The sequence below is a fragment of the Phormidesmis sp. 146-12 genome, from assembly GCF_052939495.1.
The window spans coordinates 35796-52376 of sequence record NZ_JBJPHS010000044.1; the positions used below are offsets into that span (position 1 = coordinate 35796).

The window sequence follows — 16581 nt, forward strand, 5'->3', positions numbered from 1 at the left end:
GAGGATCATGAGAGAGTTGTAAAGTTTCGTAATTCGGCTTGAGTATCAGGAGTGTAGCGTATTTTGATCCGCTGTCAACCCCTCCCTCTTGGTAATTTATACGGAGTTCAAATTTTTCGATGAAAGAAATCCTTTATTTAGAGATTCCTACTCCAGATGTCGAGATGGCAAGAGCTTGGCTACAGCAGGAGTATGCGCCCGCAGTCGGCGAAAAGGTGCTTACGCCAGAGGGGTTTCGGCTACGATTTGCAACACAGTCTAATGCCGCTATTCCTGAAAATGACTCAGAGCTATCAATTTTTGTCTGGTCACTTCAGCGCTCCACGTATTTAAAGGTGTTTCGGTGGGCAGGGCAGGCGATCGCTGGAGAACAAACCTTTCTCAAACATTTGACTCAAGCTATCCGAACTCGCTTTCCAGAACAGTATCCTGAGCCGCCCAAAATTGATCTGTCTCAGCAATCTATTTTTGAGGCACTTGCGGCAACTTATCCCAAGACCGTCCACTACTTCCAAAAAATGCCCAATGGGGAATATGACCTCACACGGGTCTATTGGTGGGAACAACGCTGGCGTGAAGGCGTGAAGAATCCGCAGGAGCCGAAGCAGGTTTTGTTTCGGGAGGAGAGGAGAGAGGAGAGAGGAGAGAGGAGAGAGGAAAGAGAATCTACCTCAAAGAATGCTCAAAATCCTACTTACGATGTGATTTATGTTGGGGGCGCTCTGGGGATTATTCATGCGGCAGTAATGGCTCGATTGGGGTATCGGGTGCTGTTGATGGAGCGGTTGCCCTTTGGACGGATGAATCGGGAATGGAATATTTCTCGCAGTGAGTTTCAGAGTTTGATTGACCTGGGGCTATTTACGGTGGCGGAGTTTGATCGCGTCATCGCTAGAGAATATGTGGATGGGTTTCATAAATTTTTTGATGCTAACAATCCGCCGCAGTCTAAGGCGCGAGTGCTACATACGCCCACGGTTTTGAATGTGGCGATCGATTCAGACAAACTCCTGCGCCTCTGTGGTGAAAAACTGCGCGAGTGTGGCGGCGAAATTTGGGAAGAAACCGAATTTATCAGTGCCGAAATTGGTCAACATCAAGTCACTATTCAAACAAAACACTTACCCACTCAAACTGAGAAATCAGTGACAGGACGGCTCCTTGTGGATGCAATGGGAACAGCCTCAGCGATCGCTTGGCAACTCAATGGCGGACGAGCGTTTGATAGTGTCTGTCCCACAGTGGGCGCGGTGATTTCGGATGGTTTTGAGCCAGGCGTTTGGGACTCTCAATATGGCGATGTCCTCAACAGTCATGGAGATATTTCTCGCGGACGGCAACTGATTTGGGAGCTATTTCCCGGTGAAGGAAACGATCTGACGTTTTACCTGTTTCACTATCACCAGGTGCATCCTGACAATCCCGGCTCTCTGCTGGAAATGTATGAGGATTTTTTCACGATTTTGCCGGAATATCGGCGCTGTGATCCTGAAAAACTGGTTTGGCGCAAACCGACTTTTGGCTACATTCCGGGTCATTTTAGTGTGACGAGTCGCGATCGCCGCGTTTCCTTTGATCGGTTGACCGCGATCGGGGATGCTGCCTCTCTACAGTCGCCGCTTGTGTTTACTGGCTTTGGTTCTCTGGTCAGAAATCTTTCTCGCCTGACTCACTTATTAGACACTGCCCTCAAACACGACCTTCTCAGTGCCCAACACCTCGATCGCATTCACGCCTATCAGAGCAATGTTTCGGTCACCTGGCTGTTTTCAAAGGGCATGATGGTGCCGACGGGTCGATCGCTGCCTCCAGAGCGCGTCAATGCCATGCTCAACACGTTTTTTGATGTCTTAGCGACTCAGCCTCCAGAGATTGCCGATGCCTTTATCAAAGATCGTGTCACCTGGACACGGTTTAACCGCATGGCGATCGTCGCTGCGCTCAAAAATCCAGCTTTGCTGCTGTGGATCTGGGATATGGCGGGCCCAAAAGATCTACTGCGTTGGCTAGGAAACTATTTTAATTTTGGCTGGAGTGCTCTCTTGAGTTGGCTTTTGGCGGGCTGGTTTCCAAAACTTCTGTTTCAGTTTCAGCCCACTTTAGAGAAGCAATTTCCCTCACTCTGGCTCTGGCTTTTATCTCAAGCCTACGCCCTCACCTACGGAATGGGAAAACCCCAGCTCATGCCGAATCCCAAGTTGATGAGAAGTGATCGAGTGGGCGATCGCACCTCCAGAGAGAACCAAGTCACCTCACCCATCCGTTAGCAAAAGAGAGGGTTGGAATTCCTTTCATCCCTCCTCACACAGCGGAACAAAGTCATCCCTCATCCCTCCTCGCGCAGCGGATTACCCCCAAAGGGGGAACCGATCATCGAAGTTCTCCCTCATTCTTCACTTTCCCCGACGCGGAAAACTCGGTAGCTCAACAGCCGCAAGAGACTGACGCTTTTTGGTCGATCGCAGGGGATAGACAACTGGAGATGGCCCGTTCCGAAAAGGCACTGTCGCAACTTCCTCAACTTGCTCAACAGGTTCGGAAGATTGGGCTGTATGGAGCGTGATAAACGGGGAGGAGTCCAAAGCAGGTTCAGGAGACTGAGTAGCTGACGGTAGCGTGACGAGTGGAGTCGATGAAAAGTGGTCGAGAATAACCTGCTCAAAGGGGGTGATCAGGGTTTCATCCACAGATTCTCCGTCTACTTTGCTCTCCAGAATGGCAAGTTCTGCTTCTGGCGGAGTCGAATCGCTAGTTTCATCAGTGGACGCAGCCGTAGGCTCTTCCAAAAGGGACTTTTCTAGTGATACAGGCTCAGGAGCGGGCTGTGATCTATCGGCTTGTAATTCATCAGTTTGTGATTCAAAGGTCTCAAAGGTCTCAAGGGCAGCACTCAGCTTTTGTTCTAAATCGGTTTCGCTGTGGGTCGGCTCAGAGACAGGGTGATCTGCGGGGGTGTCAAACTGAGGGTTAAATAGCTGAACGTTCCAGTGGTGGACGGTTTCTTCTGGCGTGTCAGGCGCTTCGACAGGCTTGATCGTGTAACTGACTGGAGTTGGCTGAGTCGGTGGTTGAGGAAGGGTGATTTCAGAAAGTTCTACACTAAGTTCTACACTGTCACTCGCCCAGACATCTGGCATCAATGGAGACGCTTCTTCTGAGGTGCTGGCTTCTAAATTGAGTTCTGAGATAGAGTCTAGAATGGGAGGCTCTGGCTCAACGTCCCAAACGGTGGGAGTCGTGGGAGTGGAATAGAAATCAGGCTCGATCGCGCTTTCTGCAAATTGCGTCGATGGCTCGATCGCCAAATATTCAGGTTGCGCTGACCAGGGCTGAACAGGCTGCGCTTTGGGCGCAAATAGCTGAATGGGTGCGTCTGATTTTTCGCCAATGATCTCGCTGACCTCTGCCTGAGACTGAGGAGCGGGAACCTCCAGACATTTCTCCAAGGCGGCTTTGAACTGTAACGTGTAGCGCTGTTGGCGATGGAGGCGCGATCGCAGGTCTCGACAAGAATTTTCGGCCTGTCTGACGGTCTGAATCTGGTCATCGTAGCGCTGTTGAGTCAGGGCGCATTCTCGTTCTAGTTGAGCGACTTGCTCCTGGCTAGATTCAAGTTGTCCGGTGAGCGTCTCGATCAGAATTTGCTGCTTTTGAGCGGTTTGGTGAGATTGCTCTAATTCGTGAAATAGCTTAGCGATCGAGTGTTGGGCATCCATGAGTGCCTGATCTTTTTGCGAGACGAGCGCCGCTTGTGCCTGAAGTTTTTCTTCGGTCTGGGCGATCTGGGCAAGCATCTGAGTTTTCCAGCGTCGTCTTTCGAGGCGAACGGCTTTGCGCGACTGTTCGAGGGCTTCTTCGAGGCGAAAAGTTTGAGTCGTTAGGCCGCTGTTACGCTGTTCGAGATCTCGAATGCAATCGACGACCATTGTCTGTTGCTGTTCAATCAGTTGAATATGGTCGATCGCCGCTCTGTACTGCTGTTCTAGCTGCAAAATTCGAGCATTGGCTTGTTCTAATTCTTCTGCATGAGGAATCTGATCAACACTCAGCGCATTGGGAAAGTTGACCGTTTGCCAGCCGTCTTCCGCAGGTTCTTGAACGCCATCTTCAGCAGACTGCACGACAATCGCAGACTCGATCGCACCCTCAACCGCCTGAGCAGAGTCATCCTGAGAATCGCTGTACTCAAGCCAATCAGGGCTGTTTGAATTTTCGGCTTCGTTCATCGCTCTTTTTCCTAGAAGAAAGGGGGACTCCTCAGATCAAACGGTGGCCGTCTGAGACTCAGATTATAGAATTCCAAACTTAGTTATACCGACAGTTCACCAGATTTGATCCAACCGTTTGAAATTTCTGTCATAGAAGTCACATTCTGAGGGGTGCGGAGTTTGAGGCTGCGTTCAAGTCTTCTGCCCCCAAGCTGCCAGTTCTGGGGGATTTTCGGACAGGATGGTTCACACTGAATTCGCAAAATTACTCTCACATAGGCTTCACGATTTGCAGAATGTCTTGGTGCATCAGGGCGCGATCGACGAGTGATCCAATCTGGTCATCTGACAGAGCATCGCCGTTGGCGTAAAGTTCTATCCAGGTTTGGCTAATCCGATTGGCGCTCGTTGGAATTTCGGACAGTTCCCAGCCAGGAATCTCTAAATCGACCATCAGTTGGCTCACTTTGGGGTCATAACTCAGCGCAAAACATCGGCAGCCTTCAGCAGCGGCCATGATCAATCCGTGAAACCGCATCGCGATCGCCATTTCCACCCCGCGAAAAACGCCCTTCAATTCCTGGGGATTTTCTAAAACCAAAATCTTGCTGGCACCCGGAAGCTGAGGCTGAATGAATTGGGCGATCGCTAAATCCTGACTCTTCTGAAAGGGCAACAAAATCAAACAGGTCTGAGTAGCTTTTTGAAAGTCTGTCAGAGCACGAGTCAGCGTTGCGAGACGATCGGGAGTCAGAAGGCGATGGGCCCGAAGATTCACCGCGACTCTCGGCGCAGGCAAATCCCACAATCCTTTAACTGGCTCAGACTCCATCGCCCAAACCGGATCAGGAGCCATCACAAACGGAATTTGCCAATCGTTTAACAGAGTTGCCGAGCCGCGATCGCGCACACTCACGCCATCACAGCCTTTAAAGGCCTGTTTCGCCAGCCAGCGACTGATCGGACGGTTGAGCGGGCCAACTCCCTGGGCCCAAGCGATCGTTTTCAAACCCATCCACTGAGCCAGCTTCATCAAACCGCCGTAATAAAACGGACTCATGGCACTGGTCGCATCCTGCATCAAACTGCCGCCGCCCCAGATCAGAATTTGCGATCGCCGCAACGCCTGCATCACGGATAAAAAAGACTTGCGATCGCAGCACGCCACCCCATAGCGATCGTGAGTTTGTTGAGGATTGCCAGAGAGAACGATCGGCGTAATTTCAGACGGCAACATTTGCAGCAGTGAAGCCAACAACGCCTCATCTCCGCCGTTTCCCATCCCGTAATAGCCGCACAAAACTGCCCGCATCTGCTCCATACTTAAAGAAACGCTGAGTTTTTAGATTAAAGGACAGCCCCTCAAAACTCAAAACTCAAAACTCAAAACTTAACTCAAAACTCCTTTTATGCAAGCCCTTTCGATCCCTACCTGGGTGATTCATGTCTCTAGCGTCATTGAATGGATCGCCGCAATCTGGCTGATCTGGCGCTATGCCGAAGTGAGCCAAAATCTAGCGTGGCGATCGCTCTCCTGGGGAATGTTGCCCGCTCTAGTCAGCGCCATGTGTGCCTGTACGTGGCATTTCTTCAACAATCCGCCTTCACTAGCATGGGTGGTCACGCTCCAAGCCGCCATGACTGTTGTGGGAAACATCACCTTAATGATTGCGGGCTGGTGGATCTGGCGCTCAACCCAAAGCAGCCCCAACGCCTAAACCCGCTTTAGTCGAATTCATTCGTAACGCTCCAAAATCACTTTTTAGAATGACGAAAGAAACGCTATTTGGACTGTCGCTATTCCCGTATTTGGGATTTCTGTGGTTTTTGACGCGATCGGGTAAAACGCCTCGTCTCGCTCTCATCGGCTTCTACATGACGCTGGTTTTTGTCGCGGTGACCATTCCCGCGGGCATCTACGCAAAGGTGAAGTACGGCGCAGAACTCGCAAACGTCGATTGGCTCCACGGCAGCGCAGAATCCTTTTTGACCCTTTCTAACATTCTGGTAGTTTTGGGTTTCAGACAGGCGATTATTCAAACTGAGCAAAAATCAGAAGACCCAACCTAACAAAAGGAAACCCAGCACTCTTCCACATTTTTTAGCCCTAACCAGAAGCGCGTGGAATTAGAGCGCGATCGCAACCTGCTTTAGTCGTCATCGTGAAATTGACAACTCAAAATGGTTCAGGCTTGCCCAGCCCGGCAAATAGTTGATGCAGAATATCGTTGATTAGAGCGATATTCTTTCGATAAATCTTCTTGTCTTATGTCGCCCAGTCATTAAATTGTTCAAATGCCTAGCGATGATCCGGAGGTTACCTGTGGATAGTGGACATCAATAAAGCGAAGTGAAAGAATGTTGGGCACCCATCTAAATGAAGCCGTTCTTTCATCCCTCCTCGCGCAGCGGATTACCCCCAAAGGGGGAACAGATCATCGCAGTTCTCCCTCTTCCCTCCTCCCTCTTCCCTCCTCCCTCATCCCCTCGCAAAAGATGAGTTATTGTCTCAACCCCACCTGTCTCGCTCCAAACAACTCAGACCTCACAGAAACTTGTGCTGCTTGTGGGTCAGAACTGAGGTTGCTAAATCGCTATTTCGCGGTCAAACCGATTGCTCAAGGCGGATTTGGCAGAACGTTTTGGGCGATCGACTCACACGCCTCACGCCGCTGCATCATCAAACAATTTTTTCCCCAACAGGGCATCGACCATCTAGAAAAAGCCTCTACCCTATTTCGTCAAGAAGCCCAGCGACTCAGAGAACTCGGCAAACATCCTCAAATTCCCACTCTGCTCGATCATCTTGAACAAGCCGGACATCAGTATTTAATTCAAGAACTCATCGACGGGCGCAATCTCGCTCAAGAACTGACAGACGACGGGCCGTTTACTGAATCTCAAATCTGGCAGCTACTTGAGGATTTGCTGCCTGTAATGCAATTTATTCACGATCGCCAGGTGATTCATCGAGATATCAAACCCGCCAATATTATTCGCGATCGCCACACCCAAAAGCTTTATTTAGTTGATCTCGGTGCCGCAAAACACGCAACCAAAACCACCCTCGCCCACACCGGAACGCTAATCGGAAGCGCCGAATATATTGCCCCCGAACAGACCAGAGGAAAAGCCGTCTTCGCCAGCGACCTCTATAGTTTGGGCACAACCTGCATTCACCTCCTCACCCAAATGTCGCCCTTTGACCTCTACGACGGCAGCGAAGCTAATTGGATTTGGCAAGATTATATGACCCATTCAGTCAGCAATTCTCTTGCTAAAATCATCAACAAACTATTAGAAAACGCCACCAATTTACGCTATCAATCTGTTGCTGAGGTGCTCAAAGATTTGCATAAAGATTTGCAGGTAAACTCACAAACTCCAGCTTCAATTCCCCCAATAGTTCCTCAAAATAGTATCGAGGATTGGGACATTATTGCTGAGAAAACGGTCTATCAGTTGGGGCTTAATCTCAGTTTTAGAGAAGCAGAAGCCTTGCTCAAATCTTCACCCAGCAGAATCAATGCTCGCCCGCGCCTCTCTCCACGCCCAAAGTCATACCGAATTCAGGACTTTGCCTTTCCCATCATGCTGGTTTTACTGACGCTGCCCGTCTTTAGCTGGTGTGTGCTGCGATCGATGTCGCCTCCCCAAAAAATTTCAACGCCCGAAACCACTCGCCTGATCGATCCGCCCCTACAATTTTAAAAAGTTTAAACAGCACAGGAAGAGAAAAACACAGGAAGAGAGCCTGGACGCAGAACCTTAGACACTAGACTTTGAACAGAGTAGGTTTTTAGTCCCTAATCTCCGGCTCAACCCTTCTTTAGTCATTTCGCTCCCTGCTTCCGACTGGCTGTGATAATATTAAAAACTGGCATTACTCATTTTGAATAGGGAAAGCTTTAGGTCATGGCACTGCTGCAACAGCGCAAGCAAGAAATTATCTCCGACTATCAAGTTCACGAAACTGACACCGGATCGTCCGAAGTCCAAGTCGCGATGCTGACTGAACGCATCAACAAACTGAGTCTGCATCTGAGAACCAACAAAAAAGACCACGCTTCTCGCATGGGTCTGCTAAAAATGATCGGTCAGCGCAAACGTCTGCTGGCCTACATCAACAAGCGCAGCCCAGAAAAATACCGCGCCCTGATCACTCGCCTCGGCATTCGGGGTTAAGGAGCCTTTGCGCCATGTCCTCCGAATCTAGCGAACCCAAATCTAAATCAGAACGTCTTCCTTTTGAGCCTGCTCAGACGCGCAAAAAGCCTGTGCAAAAAGCTGATAAGCCCGTGGTAGACAAAGGGAAAAAACCAGCCAAAAAAAAGTCTCGTGCTGAGAGCCGCAAACCCTCGCAAACTGAAAAGCCTGCACCAGACAGCCCCGTCAAGCCGCCCAAAGCAAGCAAGGTTCGGCGATCGACTCCCGACCAGCTTGGAATTCCGAAGGTTGTTAGCGATCGTATGGCCCGGCGAATGGTGTCTTTCTGCGCGCTACCCACGCTGCTAGGGATGTTGACCTTTGTAGTTAGCTACTTTGTCGTCACCAACGGTTGGTTTAAGTTGCCCAATGTGGTGGTGTTGCTAGTGAGCATGGGCTTTCTTGGGTTGGGCGTGATCGGGCTTTCCTACGGCATTCTCTCCGCCTCCTGGGATGAAGAGAGAGTAGGAACTCGACTGGGCTATGAGGAGTTTGTGACCAACTTTGGGCGCTTGAGATCTGCCTGGAAAGAATCTAGAGAGCGAGCGATCGGCGATTAGTTTTGGGTTCGATCCAGGGCTGCTAGCTGGCTTGGTCGATCGCGACCCTCCAACTTGTCATACTATTAAATTTGAACTGTATTAGCTTCGTTCAACAGTTCACGCATCATTCTGCATATCCACAACACAGCAGGGACTTTAACATGATCGTGGTGATGAAAATCGGCACCCCGGAAGCCGAAGTGACCCGCATTGACCAGGAGTTCACAAACTGGGGACTCACCCCCGAAAAGATCGTCGGTAAGCACAAGGTTGTCATTGGTCTAGTCGGTGACACCATCGAAATGGATCCGTTGCAGATTCAGGAAGTTAGCCCCTGGATTGAACAGGTTTTGCGCGTTGAGCAACCCTTCAAACGAGCCAGCCGCGAATACCGTCAAGGCGAACCCAGTGAAGTCGCAGTCCCAACCCCCAACGGCACGATCTACTTTGGCGAACAGCATCCTCTCGTGGTGGTAGCTGGCCCCTGCTCGGTCGAAAATGAAGCCATGATTGTCGAAACGGCGCGACGAGTCAAAGCAGCCGGGGCCCAGTTCCTTCGGGGAGGTGCATTCAAGCCTCGGACTTCGCCCTACGCATTCCAGGGACACGGCGAGAGCGCTTTGGGTTTGTTGGCTGCTGCCCGCGAAGCTACTGGTCTGGGGATCATCACCGAACTGATGGACGCAGCCGATTTAGAGATGCTGGCAGAAGTGGCTGACGTGATCCAAATCGGGGCCCGCAACATGCAAAACTTTTCGCTGCTTAAGAAAGTTGGCGCTCAGGATAAGCCGATCTTACTCAAGCGAGGCATGGCCGCCACCTTTGAAGACTGGCTGATGGCAGCCGAATACATTTTGGCAGCAGGCAATCCCAATGTGATTTTGTGTGAACGAGGCATCCGGACGTTCGATCGCCAATATGCCCGCAACACCTTAGATTTAGCAGCGATTCCTGTCCTGCGTTCTTTGACTCACCTGCCGATTATGATTGATCCGAGTCATGGTACGGGTCGCGCAGAATACGTTCCATCGATGGCGATGGCTTCGATCGCAGCAGGCACCGATTCTCTGATGATTGAAGTTCACCCCGATCCCAAGAAAGCCCTTTCAGACGGCCCGCAATCTCTAACCCCCGATCGCTTTGACCAACTGATGAAAGATTTGGCAGTCGTCGGTAAGCCGCTGGGTCGTTGGATGCCTGCGGTGGCGATCGCTTAGAGTCCTTTGAGTTTTGGGTTCTCCATAGCAGAGGTCGTCCAACCTCAAGCCACTTCTGATATCCAACTCAAAACTCAAGCCAATCTATTCAAGCCGTTTCAGGGCTTCTAGCTGTTGTTCGATTAGCTTCAATACCTGGCTGAGATTGGGCACGACGTTGGATTGGTCAAGCGCTTGGGGACTAGAGCGGGTGCGATCGCGGATTTCATCTACTTTTTTCTGAAGATCCTGAGCAATGGTCAGCGCATCTCGACTCAGGTTGGCTAACTGCTGCTGTTGATAAAACTTAAGAGCAGCCCCTCGAAGAATCTGGAGAGTGGCTTCTTCTCCATGAGTACCGGGCATGACGCGCAATCTCAGCAGCAGTCGATTTTTTTGATAGACTCGCTCAATTTCGACCTGAGTTGGTTTTTTGACAGCGGTCAAAGGCAGATGAGTCAAGCCCTTCAGCTCATCAATCACTCCCTGAAAGACCGCCAGCGGCAACCTTTGCAAAACCGATTGGAGAACTCCATTTTGGCTCCAGAGGATTCTGCCGTGGGCCTTGCGTTCAAAATACAGCCGACCAATCCCATCTGTCAGAACCCGTCCTAAAAGCTCTTGTAAAAGTTGAGCCGGGGGCAGGGTTGCCAAAACCTCTATGGGGCTATCTTGATGGTGAGTCGTAACCGTCAGCATCGGCAGCGCATCTCCTGGGGTTGGCAACTCTTGAGGAAGCGCCGTTTCGTTGAGAATAAAGGTGCGCGCCAACTCTGGATCTGTGACGTGCGTTTCTAGAAGATTTTGGCGATCGCTCAACACGACTTTCTGCAATTCTCCGGGCAACTCTGTGGGATGGATGGGCGGTTGCGTAGGCGAGATCGGTAGATTGATGTCCTCTAGCTGATCGGGCGCATCGACCAGAAATGTTTCCTGAGTGTTGCGATCTGGGACAGTTTTTTTCTGTTGGGGAGCTTGAAGCAGTGGCTCCGTTGTCGTGGACTGAATGTTTTTGGTGTGATTGAGATAGGCAGAGAGAATGGCGTAGTGAGCTTCGGAGGCAATGCTTTGGGGCACCAGCGAGTAGTCCATAAAGCTGAGAATTCGCCGCACGTAGTCCAGGGCAGCCACATCTTCGAGCGAAACCATACCCAATTTGAGACAGCGATCGTCGAGAGACAGCGGCAAAATCTGATGATAGAGGCAGGCTTCAAAGGGGAGAATGCGATCGATCAGTTGAAAAGCTTTCTGAGTATCCACTTGCGCCGATGATTGAAGGTGATCGTTGTGACGAGGAAGATCTTTGATTTGAGCTTCGGCTGGGTGACTCAGTGGGAGCATAGTAGAAACTGGGAAGGGATAGATCCAGACTCATGAAAGCGTTGTAGAAAATTGAATTCAGAACAAACCCTCTCACACTCAGCAGATCAAAAAATCTCGTTCAACAATCTCAAAAACTGTCAAAAATGAGAGCCAAAACTGCCTACCTACTTAACTTCCACTAATTCATCCGATCTCCGGAAAAATCAATCTACCCAACCCAGATCAACGCTTCACTTCTCTCAAAACCGCTACTCTATCCCCATCTCATCCAAGTTTAATTCATCCCTCCTCGCGCAGCGGAATGCAGTTCTCCCTCATCCCTTCTCCCGTTTTCCCACTTCTCGACCGATCGCTCCCATCGTGTCACTGAGAGAACTTTTGAAAACGTTGTAAAACACGTCCCTGGGAGTACCTGATCTGGGCTGGGCCTCGACGACTTGAGTAATCAACACTTGAGTCGGTTTTGCTCCCTTAAAAGGGGCGATCGGCTCAATCATCCAATAGCCCTTTAGACTTTGCAGGTCACCTTCCACGAGTTGAAAGTCGATGCGAGTCTTGGCCTTTTCGACAATAGAAGACCGCACCCGCGATTGAATCGTGACCAAAAAGACCTGGCGCGAGTCAATTTGTTCAACGACCTTGCGATCGCCCTTTGACTCCAAAATTTTACTAGAAACTACATTAGGCAAAAATTTAGAAAAGTTGCCATAGTCCGTCAGCACTGACCAGGCCATTGCTGGAGAACCCTTGACGAGCACTCTGGCGGTATAGCTGCCTTTCTCACCCGTGATCATCGGTTGACCTCTTCTCAGAGTCGTGCGATCGCTCACCGAAAGCTGATCAACCGTACTGTTAAACAGTTGGGCCGAAACGGGAGGTGTGCTCACAGCAAGGGTGGCGATCGTCCAGCATCCCGTTAGAAAATAACCGCCTAAACGCTTGAACATGCCAGATTTCCTCTCTAAGATGGGTGTCAAATTGGCTGTCCTATTCTAGAGCGTTCGGCTCAGAGTTGCGAAAAGTGTAACAGGAAGTACGATCGTTCCGCTCCAATGGCAGAGTAAGAGAATCCAAACCGATCTCAAAACTTTCTGTGAGGAGCCAACAAAATGATTTCCAGTCTCAAACCGTCTCACTCTACCTGGAGCCGCTTCAAAGCGTTGCCCATTCTGGGGTTGATCAGTTTTACACTTGCCAGTCCCGCGATCGCTCAAGAAAAACTTATGCGAACTTTAACCGTAACTGGACGAGGATTTGAAGAGATTCCCACGACACTGACCCAAGTGAGATTAGGCGTAGAATTTCAGGGTAAAACCGCAGGAGAAGCGCAGCAGGCCGTCGCTCGGCGATCAACCTCTGTCGTGACGCTGCTCAAATCGCGCAGTGTAGACAAGCTAGAGACGACGGGCATTAGCCTCAATCCGGTTTATCGCTACGACAACAACACTCAAACGCTCGTTGGCTATACCGCAACCAATAGTGTGAGCTTTCGACTGCCGACCGAGAAGGCTGGCACAATTTTGGACGATGCCGTCTCAGCGGGAGCCACTCGAATTGAAGGGGTGAGCTTTATTGCTACCGATGACGCGATCGCCGCTGCCCAAAAACAGGCGCTTCGCAAAGCTACTCAGGATGCCCAAGGTCAGGCTGACTCGGTGTTAAACGCTCTCAACTTTACGCGCAAAGAGATCGTCAGCATTCAAGTCAACGGAGCGTTTGCCCCACCGCCGCGCCCTGCGGAATATGGAGACTTTGCAGCGCGAGTGTCCGCCTCAAAAGCTCCCTCTCCTGTCATCGGGGGAGATCAGCGCGTCGAAGGATCAGTCACGTTGCAGATTAGCTACTGAATCTAGAGACTGAATGCAGCGTTTCTAAAAGTCCTCTGTATACCCACCAGAAGTCGCTTCTCCACCGCCTTCATTGTCCCGCTTTGAGCCAAGCAACTGTAGCCGATCGACCAGCACGACAGGGGACGTACGATCGGCTCCGGTGTTGCGGTCTTTCCAGGTATCAAACTTGAGAGAGCCTTTGACTCCGATCAGACTGCCCTTTCTCACATAGTTGGCCGCTACATCAGCTTGTTTGCCCCAAAGCTCTAAATTAAACCAGTCGGGCTGATCGCTATTGCGAGTTTGACGATTGACCGCCAACGTCAGCCGACACTTCACGCTGCCCGACTCAAAATACTTCACATCTGGATCGCCACCAACGCGGCCTACTAGCGTCACTACGTTTAAACTCATATTTGTCGCTCGCGGTTTGTAAGTGCTTTCAGAATACGAGATGATCTGGTGCGATCGTACTCAAATTTGGTCACCTGATGCATTTCAATACATTTGTACTTAGAATTTTAACATTAAACTGGGTTAAGCGAATTTAGGGCCGACGATCGCACTCACATCGCACTTAGTATTAAAAACAAATTAAACCCAACGTCAAAACAAAAATTAGTTCAAATTACACCATTCATCAGTGATTTTTAGGGATGACAACTGATTTGATAGGAATCCTTTTTCTATTATGCTGATCTGCCTCCGTAAGGCGTGTAGTGTATGAGTAAGCAAAGCACCAAAACGCCCAAAACGCAGGTTTCACAGGGCAAATCCTAAAATACAAACCTCTTAAAAGTAATTTGTGATCTGAGGCTTGAAACACGCTGGAGAATGGTTCAATAGACCTTGAGCCTACAATATTGATGCAAGATGACCTAGACTCAAGCAAGAAACTGTAATAAAATCCACTATCGATTAGTCTTGGTGTTAAATTTCACCCCGTCCGAGCGTACTCAATAGCGTTATTTAGAGGATAGAATAGTGGGTCTTTTTAGTCGCTTCTCCTTATCCCGGGACATGGGTATCGACCTGGGAACCGCCAACACACTAGTCTACGTATCGGGTAAGGGCATTGTTCTACAAGAACCCTCCGTCGTAGCGATGGATCAAAACGAGAAAATCCCCTTGGCGGTTGGGGAGGATGCCAAGAGAATGTTGGGACGCACCCCCGGAAACGTGATTGCCCTGCGTCCCCTGCGAGACGGGGTGATTGCAGATTTTGACACCGCCGAACTGATGCTCAAACACTTTATTCAACGAGTGCATGAGGGCAAAACACTGGTGTCTCCTCGCATAGTGATTGGCATCCCCAGTGGCGTTACGGGCGTTGAGCGTCGTGCCGTTATGGAAGCCGCCTCCCAAGCCGGGGCGAGAGAAGTGTATCTGATTGACGAACCTGTCGCCGCAGCGATCGGAGCAGGTCTTCCGGTAGCCGAGCCAACGGGCAACATGATTATCGACATCGGAGGCGGCACGACAGAAGTCGCCGTTCTCAGCTTACAAGGTACGGTTTTGAGCGAATCGGTGCGTGTCGCGGGCGATGAATTGAGCGAAGCGATCGTGCAGTACATGAAAAAAGTTCACAACCTGGTAATCGGGGAACGCACCGCCGAAGAAATTAAAATCACCATCGGGTCGGCTTATCCCACGCAGGGCGACGAAGACATCATGGAAGTTCGCGGATTACACCTGCTCTCAGGGCTGCCGCGCACCGTCACCATCAAAGGGCCCGAGATTCGAGAAAGCATGTCTGAGCCACTCTCGGTCATCGTCGATGCGGTTAAGCGCACTCTGGAGCGGACTCCTCCCGAACTGGCAGCCGACATTATCGATCGCGGCATCATGCTGGCGGGCGGCGGCGCATTGCTGAAGGGAATCGATACGCTCATCAGTCACGAAACGGGGATTGTCGTTCACGTTGCGGCCGACCCCCTCAGTTGCGTGGTGCTAGGAACGGGGCGCGTGTTGGAGAACTTTAAACAACTTGAGCGCGTATTTAGCACTCGTCCGCCTCGCTAGATTAGAGTCACCGTCCTGATGGGGGCGATCGCGCTGCGGAAAATGACCTTAGCGTTGAAATGAAACGTGTCCTTTTGTAAAGTTAGTCCAGCAAAACGAGTAGGTTGAATGTACGCACTGCGCCGCTGGTGGGATCGATATGGAGTTCAGGCTGCCCTAGCCACCCTCGCCCTGGGAACCGCCCTGATTGTGCGGCAAACTCAAGGGGTGTTGCTCATGGAGACCTATCAGGTTCTCACCCGCCCTTTTCAAGCCAAGCCAACCCAGGTCGATCGCATTGCCAACGCTCAACTGTTGGAGTTACAGCAAAGATTGATTGAGCTAGAAAGCAAAAATCAGCGTCTAGAGGAGCTTTTAGGATTCACATCCGGCAAAAAGGTGAAGGGCGTGACGGCTCCCGTGATCGGGCGCAGCGCAGATCATTGGTGGCAGCAGGTGACGCTGGGGCGCGGCAGTCGGGACGGCATTGAAGTGGGATCGATCGTGCTGAGTCCCGGTGGTCTGGTCGGGCGAGTGGACAATGTAACGCCCAATACGAGCCGAGTTTTGCTGTTGAGCGACCCTAGTAGCGGGGTAGGCGTGACGGTCAGCCGCAGTCGATCGATGGGTTTGATGCGCGGCAAGTCAGCCAATCGAGCCGTCATGGAATTTTATGAAAAAGTGCCCGATGTGCGGCGGGATGATGTGGTTTCGACCTCTTCGCTGAGTGGGCGGTTTCCGGCGGGGATTCCGATCGGGCGGATTGAGTCAGTCGATCTCACCAAAAGTCCTGCTCCTGAAGCGGTGATCGAGCTTTCTGCCCCGGTGAATAATTTGGAGTGGGCGGTCGTCTATCCCAATTCGCCAAATTTAGCGCAGCCGTTACCTCTGGTGCCCCCTCCTAAAACAGTGCCGTCTCCCTCTCCGACTAATTTGCCCTCCCCGGCTGCTTCTCCTTCTCCGGATGCCGCACGATGAAAAACTCGGCTCTCGACAATCTGTTTGATCAGCACCCTCTTTCTCGTCCGCTGGTGAACTGGGGCGTGACGATCGGTTCAATTCTAATCTGTCTGATTCTATTGCCGTCGCGTCTCCCTGGGATGGAACTGGCAGGAATTGGCCCCAACTGGCTATTGGTTTGGGTGGTGGCCTGGAGTGTGAAGCGATCGGTCTTTCAGGGAGCGTTTGCGGGATTGGTGTTGGGATTGCTACAAGATGGAATGACGGCTCCGAGTCCGACTCATGCGTTGAGTTTGGCGATCGTCGGGGCGCTGAC

The 16581-nt window shown here is 50.9% G+C and carries 16 protein-coding genes; 11 read left to right on the plus strand and 5 right to left on the minus strand.

Going from position 1 to position 16581, the window contains the following annotated elements; all coding sequences use genetic code 11:
* The first annotated feature begins 119 nt into the window (after positions 1-119).
* The gene (locus tag ACKFKF_RS18685; RefSeq protein WP_446869081.1) at positions 120-2267 is read left to right on the plus strand and encodes a flavin-dependent dehydrogenase; all 2148 of its coding nucleotides are present in this window, start codon (positions 120-122) and stop codon (positions 2265-2267) included.
* 126 nt (positions 2268-2393) lie between these two features.
* On the opposite strand, the gene ACKFKF_RS18690 is transcribed toward ACKFKF_RS18685, so the two are convergent.
* Positions 2394-4226 carry a hypothetical protein gene (locus ACKFKF_RS18690; protein WP_446869083.1) on the minus strand — a complete coding sequence of 611 codons (1833 nt, stop codon included), beginning with the start codon at positions 4224-4226 and terminating at the stop codon, positions 2394-2396.
* A 253-nt stretch (positions 4227-4479) separates the two neighbouring features.
* The gene (gene csaB / locus ACKFKF_RS18695) at positions 4480-5529 is read right to left on the minus strand and encodes a polysaccharide pyruvyl transferase CsaB (RefSeq protein ID WP_446869084.1); all 1050 of its coding nucleotides are present in this window, start codon (positions 5527-5529) and stop codon (positions 4480-4482) included.
* 88 nt (positions 5530-5617) lie between these two features.
* Here csaB and ACKFKF_RS18700 point away from each other — a divergent pair, with 88 nt between their 5' ends.
* The 6 genes from ACKFKF_RS18700 (at position 5618) to aroF (ending at position 10173) form a co-directional block, all read left to right on the plus strand.
* Positions 5618-5926, plus strand: coding sequence for a DUF2499 domain-containing protein (locus ACKFKF_RS18700; RefSeq protein WP_446862124.1), 309 nt, complete (start codon positions 5618-5620; stop codon positions 5924-5926).
* Between the two features lie 49 nt (positions 5927-5975).
* The gene (locus tag ACKFKF_RS18705; protein WP_446862125.1) at positions 5976-6278 is read left to right on the plus strand and encodes a DUF3593 domain-containing protein; all 303 of its coding nucleotides are present in this window, start codon (positions 5976-5978) and stop codon (positions 6276-6278) included.
* 426 nt (positions 6279-6704) lie between these two features.
* Positions 6705-7919, plus strand: a complete 1215-nt coding sequence (locus ACKFKF_RS18710) for a protein kinase domain-containing protein (protein ID WP_446869085.1) — start codon at positions 6705-6707, stop codon at positions 7917-7919.
* A gap of 204 nt (positions 7920-8123) precedes the next feature.
* Positions 8124-8393: a 30S ribosomal protein S15 gene (gene rpsO, locus ACKFKF_RS18715; protein ID WP_446862127.1), complete on the plus strand. Its 270-nt coding sequence runs from the start codon at positions 8124-8126 to the stop codon at positions 8391-8393.
* Positions 8394-8407: 14 nt separating this feature from the next.
* On the plus strand, positions 8408-8974 hold the full coding sequence (locus ACKFKF_RS18720; RefSeq protein ID WP_446869087.1) for a photosystem II biosynthesis protein: 567 nt from the start codon (positions 8408-8410) through the stop codon (positions 8972-8974).
* Positions 8975-9117: 143 nt separating this feature from the next.
* On the plus strand, positions 9118-10173 hold the full coding sequence (gene aroF / locus ACKFKF_RS18725) for a 3-deoxy-7-phosphoheptulonate synthase (RefSeq protein ID WP_446862129.1): 1056 nt from the start codon (positions 9118-9120) through the stop codon (positions 10171-10173).
* An 84-nt stretch (positions 10174-10257) separates the two neighbouring features.
* Here the strand turns inward: aroF and ACKFKF_RS18730 are convergent, their stop codons facing one another.
* Complete coding sequence (locus ACKFKF_RS18730) at positions 10258-11493, minus strand: ATPase, T2SS/T4P/T4SS family (protein ID WP_446869088.1); 1236 nt, start codon at positions 11491-11493, stop codon at positions 10258-10260.
* 296 nt (positions 11494-11789) lie between these two features.
* Positions 11790-12422, minus strand: coding sequence for an SRPBCC family protein (locus ACKFKF_RS18735; protein ID WP_446869089.1), 633 nt, complete (start codon positions 12420-12422; stop codon positions 11790-11792).
* Between the two features lie 162 nt (positions 12423-12584).
* On the opposite strand from ACKFKF_RS18735, the gene ACKFKF_RS18740 reads away from it, so the two are divergent.
* Positions 12585-13322 (plus strand): SIMPL domain-containing protein, encoded by a 738-nt coding sequence (locus tag ACKFKF_RS18740; RefSeq protein WP_446869091.1) that lies wholly within the window; start codon positions 12585-12587, stop codon positions 13320-13322.
* Between the two features lie 24 nt (positions 13323-13346).
* Here the strand turns inward: ACKFKF_RS18740 and ACKFKF_RS18745 are convergent, their stop codons facing one another.
* Complete coding sequence (locus ACKFKF_RS18745) at positions 13347-13718, minus strand: single-stranded DNA-binding protein (protein ID WP_446869092.1); 372 nt, start codon at positions 13716-13718, stop codon at positions 13347-13349.
* A gap of 606 nt (positions 13719-14324) precedes the next feature.
* On the opposite strand from ACKFKF_RS18745, the gene ACKFKF_RS18750 reads away from it, so the two are divergent.
* From ACKFKF_RS18750 to mreD, 3 genes are all read left to right on the plus strand, one after another.
* Positions 14325-15326, plus strand: coding sequence for a rod shape-determining protein (locus ACKFKF_RS18750; RefSeq protein WP_446862135.1), 1002 nt, complete (start codon positions 14325-14327; stop codon positions 15324-15326).
* A gap of 108 nt (positions 15327-15434) precedes the next feature.
* The gene (gene mreC / locus ACKFKF_RS18755) at positions 15435-16283 is read left to right on the plus strand and encodes a rod shape-determining protein MreC (protein ID WP_446869093.1); all 849 of its coding nucleotides are present in this window, start codon (positions 15435-15437) and stop codon (positions 16281-16283) included.
* Positions 16280-16581: rod shape-determining protein MreD (gene mreD, locus ACKFKF_RS18760; RefSeq protein ID WP_446869094.1), on the plus strand; the 302-nt coding region annotated here is incomplete at its 3' end. The genes mreC and mreD, both read left to right, overlap by 4 nt.

Bases quoted from the DNA above. Each gene is read 5' to 3' on its own strand.
- ACKFKF_RS18685 (WP_446869081.1), top strand. From the start codon at position 120: ATGAAAGAAATCCTTTATTTAGAGATTCCTACTCCAGATGTCGAGATG.
- ACKFKF_RS18690 (WP_446869083.1), bottom strand. From the start codon at position 4,226: ATGAACGAAGCCGAAAATTCAAACAGCCCTGATTGGCTTGAGTACAGC.
- csaB (WP_446869084.1), bottom strand. From the start codon at position 5,529: ATGGAGCAGATGCGGGCAGTTTTGTGCGGCTATTACGGGATGGGAAAC.
- ACKFKF_RS18700 (WP_446862124.1), top strand. From the start codon at position 5,618: ATGCAAGCCCTTTCGATCCCTACCTGGGTGATTCATGTCTCTAGCGTC.
- ACKFKF_RS18705 (WP_446862125.1), top strand. From the start codon at position 5,976: ATGACGAAAGAAACGCTATTTGGACTGTCGCTATTCCCGTATTTGGGA.
- ACKFKF_RS18710 (WP_446869085.1), top strand. From the start codon at position 6,705: ATGAGTTATTGTCTCAACCCCACCTGTCTCGCTCCAAACAACTCAGAC.
- rpsO (WP_446862127.1), top strand. From the start codon at position 8,124: ATGGCACTGCTGCAACAGCGCAAGCAAGAAATTATCTCCGACTATCAA.
- ACKFKF_RS18720 (WP_446869087.1), top strand. From the start codon at position 8,408: ATGTCCTCCGAATCTAGCGAACCCAAATCTAAATCAGAACGTCTTCCT.
- aroF (WP_446862129.1), top strand. From the start codon at position 9,118: ATGATCGTGGTGATGAAAATCGGCACCCCGGAAGCCGAAGTGACCCGC.
- ACKFKF_RS18730 (WP_446869088.1), bottom strand. From the start codon at position 11,493: ATGCTCCCACTGAGTCACCCAGCCGAAGCTCAAATCAAAGATCTTCCT.
- ACKFKF_RS18735 (WP_446869089.1), bottom strand. From the start codon at position 12,422: ATGTTCAAGCGTTTAGGCGGTTATTTTCTAACGGGATGCTGGACGATC.
- ACKFKF_RS18740 (WP_446869091.1), top strand. From the start codon at position 12,585: ATGATTTCCAGTCTCAAACCGTCTCACTCTACCTGGAGCCGCTTCAAA.
- ACKFKF_RS18745 (WP_446869092.1), bottom strand. From the start codon at position 13,718: ATGAGTTTAAACGTAGTGACGCTAGTAGGCCGCGTTGGTGGCGATCCA.
- ACKFKF_RS18750 (WP_446862135.1), top strand. From the start codon at position 14,325: ATGGGTATCGACCTGGGAACCGCCAACACACTAGTCTACGTATCGGGT.
- mreC (WP_446869093.1), top strand. From the start codon at position 15,435: ATGTACGCACTGCGCCGCTGGTGGGATCGATATGGAGTTCAGGCTGCC.